Origin of the sequence: Caballeronia sp. BR00000012568055 (assembly GCF_029439455.1) — a bacterium.
In the GTDB taxonomy this organism is placed as follows: domain Bacteria; phylum Pseudomonadota; class Gammaproteobacteria; order Burkholderiales; family Burkholderiaceae; genus Caballeronia.
In genome coordinates this window covers 1-4728 of sequence record NZ_JAQFVG010000045.1, presented here as the reverse complement: position 1 = coordinate 4728, position 4728 = coordinate 1, and the positions used below count along the sequence as shown (strand labels likewise).

Sequence of the window (4728 nt, the reverse complement as noted above, 5' to 3'; positions counted from 1 at the left end):
CACGTACACACACGCGGTGATCGCCCACGCCGATTCCGCCAACCCGATCGTCGCGTTGAGAAGCACCACGATCAGCGAGCCGCACGCCGCCTGCAAACCCATCACGAATGCGGGCGATACCGCGCCGCGCCCGTACGCCGGTTCGGATGCCAGCGCGGGCAGCACGATCGGATGCTCGGCGGGTCCGCTCAGCACGCGCGGCACCACCGACGCGATCATGCCGATGACGGCGGCCAGCAGGATCGCGTGGGTATCGGCGAGGGTGAGGTTCATCGAAAAGCCCACCAACTCGCCGATGTAGAACTGCGATCCGACGCCCGCGCCCGTCGCGCCATAGCGCTTCAGATAGCCTGCCAGAAACGCGCCGCTGACGAGAACGAGTTCCGCGCCGCCGCGCCCGAAGCTGCGGAACGTCGGTCCGACCAGCGCAAACATGAATGCGCCGAATGCCGCGGCGAGGCACAGCACGGCGAGATCGCGGCTGGATTCGGCGCGTGTCGATCGCGCTTCGGACACGCTCGCCCACAACGCGAACGTCGCCGCGAGCATGCCGACCGACACGCTTGCGGGCACATCGCGCGTGACGTCGTGCAGCGAACCGAGCGCCGCCGCAATGCCGTACGCGGTGACGAGCCGCAGCCCTTTGATGCGCCTGTGCGTGCCCGGATCGACACGATCGAGCCACGCCAGCGCTGCGCCTGCTGCTTTCGTCGTACTGAGTGGTTGCTGCCCGTCGCTCATCTGTTCGAGGCCGTGGAGATTGGCGATCAACGGCGACCGCTTCTGGAAGGCATTCTAGGCGGTGTTTTCGCAATCGATGTATTTCGTGCCGCCGCTTCGACAATACAGTCCGCCAGCCGCGCCGCCGCATCCTGCCGGCCGCGCCGCGTGCGCTCCACGAGTCCGATCTCACGATGAAACGTGTCGTCGCCGAGATCGAGCGCGCTCACGCCGCGCGGCCACGCACCGACGCCGTCGGACACCGGCAGCAGCGCCACGCCCAGCCCGCGCGCCACCAGTTGCGCGATGCCCGGCAATTCGTCCACTTCGATCGCATCGCGTACGGCGAGGCGCTGCTTGCGCAGAAAAGTCTCGACCTGACGGCCGCCGAACGAGCGGCGGTCGTATCGAATAAACGGTTCCGATTCGATCAGTTCGCGCCACGATGCGCCCTTTTTCGCCACCGATGCAGGCACGAGCAGCACGAACGGCTCGGCCGCCAGCGTATGCCAGCGCAATTCCGACGGCAGCGAGAACGGCGGGCGGATCATTACGGCCATGTCCATTTCGCCGGCATCGACCTGAGCGAGCAGATTGAGCGATACACCCGGCACCAGCCGGATACGCCACGCGGGCAGCACGCGCCGGAACGCGCCGATGGCATCCGGCAACAGCGACGCATGCGCCGATGCAATCGCGCCCACGCTCAGCGCGCCGCCGCGCCCGTCCGCGCCTTCCGGTTCCGCCAGACGCGCGTACAGGGCGATGAGTTCATCGGCGAGTTCGAGCGTACGTTTGCCGGCCTTGTTGAGCGTGGCGGAGCGGCCCGTGCGGTCGAACAGCGCGAAACCGAGATGCGCTTCGAGCCGCTGCATCTGCGCGCTGACAGCCGATTGCGTCAGCCCGATGCGCGTGCCCGCGCCCGCAAACGTGCCGTATTGCGCCACCGCGATGAAAGTCTGAAGTTCGCGCAGCATCGTGATTCATCGAAAAAATTGGAGGTCAGATCCGCAATATATCGTTTTTCAACACGATTATTTGTGAATACACTGACGTACCGTTTCCCCACATTCGATGAGAACACCCATGACGCAAGCCGCTATGCCGCCGTTCCACCTCGCTTTTCCCGTTCACAGCCTCGAGGCCGCGCGCGAGTTTTACGGCGAACTGCTCGGCTGCCCAGAAGGGCGCAGTTCCGACCAATGGGTGGATTTCAATTTTTACGGACATCAGATCGTCGCGCATCTGGCGCCGGACGAAGTCGGCCATCACACGACCAGCAGCGTGGACGATCACGCGGTGCCGGTGCGTCACTTCGGCGCTGTTTTGTCGATTCCGCAGTGGGAAGAATTGGCGGAGAAATTGAAGGCGGCGGGTACGAAGTTCGTGATCGAACCGTATGTGCGCTTCAAAGGCGAAGTCGGTGAGCAGGCAACGATGTTCTTCCTCGATCCGTCGGGCAATGCCGTGGAAATCAAGGCGTTCGCAGATATGTCGTCGTTGTTTGCCAAATAAGTTTTGGGCCTTGCTAAGTAAAAGGGACGCCTTTGGAGCGTCCCTTTTTGCTTCTTACTTGCGCTTTTTACTTGCCTGAGCCGCTGGCGGTGACCGGTGCGCCCGGACCGCCCGGCGTGGCCGTGCCGCCGGGTTGCATCGACTGGCCGGAACTCATGGTGCTGCCGCTTTTCTTCGTGTGTGACGAAGACTTGTGCTTGTGCGTGCCGGGACCTTGCGTGGTGGTCTGCGCGTTGTCGCCGGCTTGCAGACCGGTGCTCGAGCTCGGCGGATTGTCCTGCGCGAACGCGGATGCACACACGAGAGCGAATGCGCCCGCGGCGCACGAAATGGCGAATCGTTTCATATCGACAGCTCCTGATGACAGTTCGAAAAATGCGATTCGTGCAGCGTGTTCTGCCTGCTGGCCGCCATGTTCATGTTCATCTTCGATTCGATGAAGGCGGCCGGTCGCGTTGAGTTATCAGCAGGTGGTGTGCCACGGTCTGACGATTTGCCTTTCAAAACTGCGCCGTCATCTGAAACCCGACCGTCACGCGCGACGTTTCGAACCCGGCTGGCTTATAGATCGGCGTACCCGCGAACAGGTCGTAACTGAAGCCCGCAATCTTCGACGGCACGCCGCCGCGAATGCCGATCACCGCGCCCGCCAACTGCGTGCCCGCGAGAAACGCCGTATTCGGCCCGAACACGCGGCCATAGTCCAGGCCCGCATAAAGCGATTGCCCCGTCTTCCCGATCGATGCCTGCAACTCGTTGCGCCAATAAAAACCTCGCTCGGCCGCGAGCATCTGTTCGCCGCCGAAACCGCGCACCGTGTAACGGCTGCCGATGGACAGATCGTCGAGGTAGTAAAGCTGATTGCCGGTGTACTGGCCATGCACGGTGCCGACATAGCGCAAACTTTGCTCGCCCACGGCGAACGGCACCGACAGATTCAAGTCCATCACGGCCATATGAAAGCGATACGTCGGATCGGCGGGCTTCGTCGGGTCCGTCGGCGCGATCTGGGGATCGTACGGAAGACGCGGATCCGACCGCGCGCCGAAAGCGCCGATACCTTGTCTGAAGGCGAACGTGCCGTCGAACTGAGCGTTGCCGAAGTAATGGCGATCGGTCAGTCCCGCTTCGAAAAAGGTGTTATTGCGCGCCTGAAGCTCCATTTCGGTGTCGTTGATAAAACTGTCGCCGAAACGTTTGGATAACTGAACATAGCTTCCCAATACATCACTCTGACTGCGGCGCAGCACGCGTTGCAGTTTGAAACCCGCCGTCTGCGAATTGCCGCTCGATACGAAGGTCTGATTCGCGCCCGCGATCTGCTGATAGTACGTGTTCGTATTGCCGAACAGCGTGGCAGTCCAGTAGCCCCACGGCACCGAATACGAGCCGTTGAAGCCGTGCGAACCGAGGTTGTGATCGGCGAGATACAAGTCCTGATTCGCGCCGATACTGAAGATATCGTTGAGGCCGAGCAGATTGTCGATACCGAGGCTCAGATTGCCTTGCAGCTTGCCGGTCGCGCGGCTGCCCGAATTATCGATCGATGCCACCACGCTCCAGGGCTTTGCACGCTTGACGCTGATGACGACATCGCTTTCGCCCGGCGTGCTGGTCGGCTCGATTTTCATATCGACGTCCTGACTGGCGACGCGCTTCATCTGCTCGAGACCTTGTTCGAGATCGCGAAGATCGAGCAGATCGCCGGCGCGCGTGGGAAACGCGGATTTCCAGGTGCCGCGTGCATCGGCTTCGACGATGCGCACTTCGTGAACGGTGCCGGGCACCAGCGATAGCCGGAGCGTGCCCGTCGAAAGATCCTGCTCGGGCAGAAGCACGCGCGTGGTGATCAGACCGCGGCTGAGAATCGCCTGTTGCAGACCTTTGGTGAGCACGTTGACGCCCGTCTTGCCGATGCACAAGCCGCGATAGTGATCGAGCCATTCACGCGCAAAAGCGAAACGATCGAGCGGTAAAGCCGACGCCCCTTTCGTGCGGACGGCATCGGGCAAGGTCGGAGGAACTTCCAGCGCGAATGTGTCGATGCGAAAGCACGGGCTTTCCGGTGCAAGCAGCGGGAATACCGCTTCATCAGATGTGGCGGAGCGGATGGCGGGAGCCTGAACAGTGGCGTCGCGTTGCTCCGCATCGCGTTGTTGCTGGAGTTGTTGGTTCTGCTGTGCGTTGGCGCGAAGGGCCGCGGCTTCGTCGGCGGCAGTGGGCGCGCGCTGGGCGTTCACTGCGAGCGAGGCGCAAGCCAGCATCAGTGTGGCTGTTAGCCGCGTGGTGTACTTCATGTGCTTAGGGAAGCGATGGCCGTGTGCGTAGTGTGGGCGGTATTTTTACCTTGGTTTTTGGCGGCGGTTGGGGAAGTGACGAAATTTGGCAGATGGGGGGATTTGCGGGCTAAACAGTCGGAGTTGTCGAGCCTGTCAGATTTTCCGTGTGCCGAGGTCATGAGACGATAAGGGAAATACCGTTTTATGACCGAAG

6 protein-coding genes are annotated in these 4728 nt (G+C 62.0%); 1 reads left to right on the top strand and 5 read right to left on the bottom strand.

All coding sequences use genetic code 11. The features are described from left to right. On the bottom strand, positions 1–741 hold a 741-nt coding region (locus P7F28_RS03740), incomplete at its 3' end, for an FUSC family protein (protein WP_277183097.1). A gap of 26 nt (positions 742–767) precedes the next feature. Then, entirely contained in the window at positions 768–1697 is a 930-nt protein-coding gene (locus tag P7F28_RS03735; protein ID WP_277183096.1) for a LysR family transcriptional regulator, read from the bottom strand. 109 nt (positions 1698–1806) lie between these two features. Between P7F28_RS03735 and P7F28_RS03730 the strand changes: the two genes are divergently transcribed. After that, positions 1807–2235 carry a VOC family protein gene (locus P7F28_RS03730; protein ID WP_277183095.1) on the top strand — a complete coding sequence of 143 codons (429 nt, stop codon included), beginning with the start codon at positions 1807–1809 and terminating at the stop codon, positions 2233–2235. 67 nt (positions 2236–2302) lie between these two features. Here P7F28_RS03730 and P7F28_RS03725 read toward each other — a convergent pair whose 3' ends face one another. The 3 genes from P7F28_RS03725 to P7F28_RS03715 all read right to left on the bottom strand — a co-directional run. Further along, complete coding sequence (locus P7F28_RS03725; protein ID WP_277183094.1) at positions 2303–2581, bottom strand: hypothetical protein; 279 nt, start codon at positions 2579–2581, stop codon at positions 2303–2305. Between the two features lie 154 nt (positions 2582–2735). Next, positions 2736–4532: a ShlB/FhaC/HecB family hemolysin secretion/activation protein gene (locus P7F28_RS03720; protein ID WP_277183093.1), complete on the bottom strand. Its 1797-nt coding sequence runs from the start codon at positions 4530–4532 to the stop codon at positions 2736–2738. Next, a partial coding sequence (locus P7F28_RS03715; protein WP_277183092.1) for a hypothetical protein occupies positions 4529–4728 on the bottom strand: 200 nt, incomplete at its 5' end. The genes P7F28_RS03720 and P7F28_RS03715, both read right to left, overlap by 4 nt.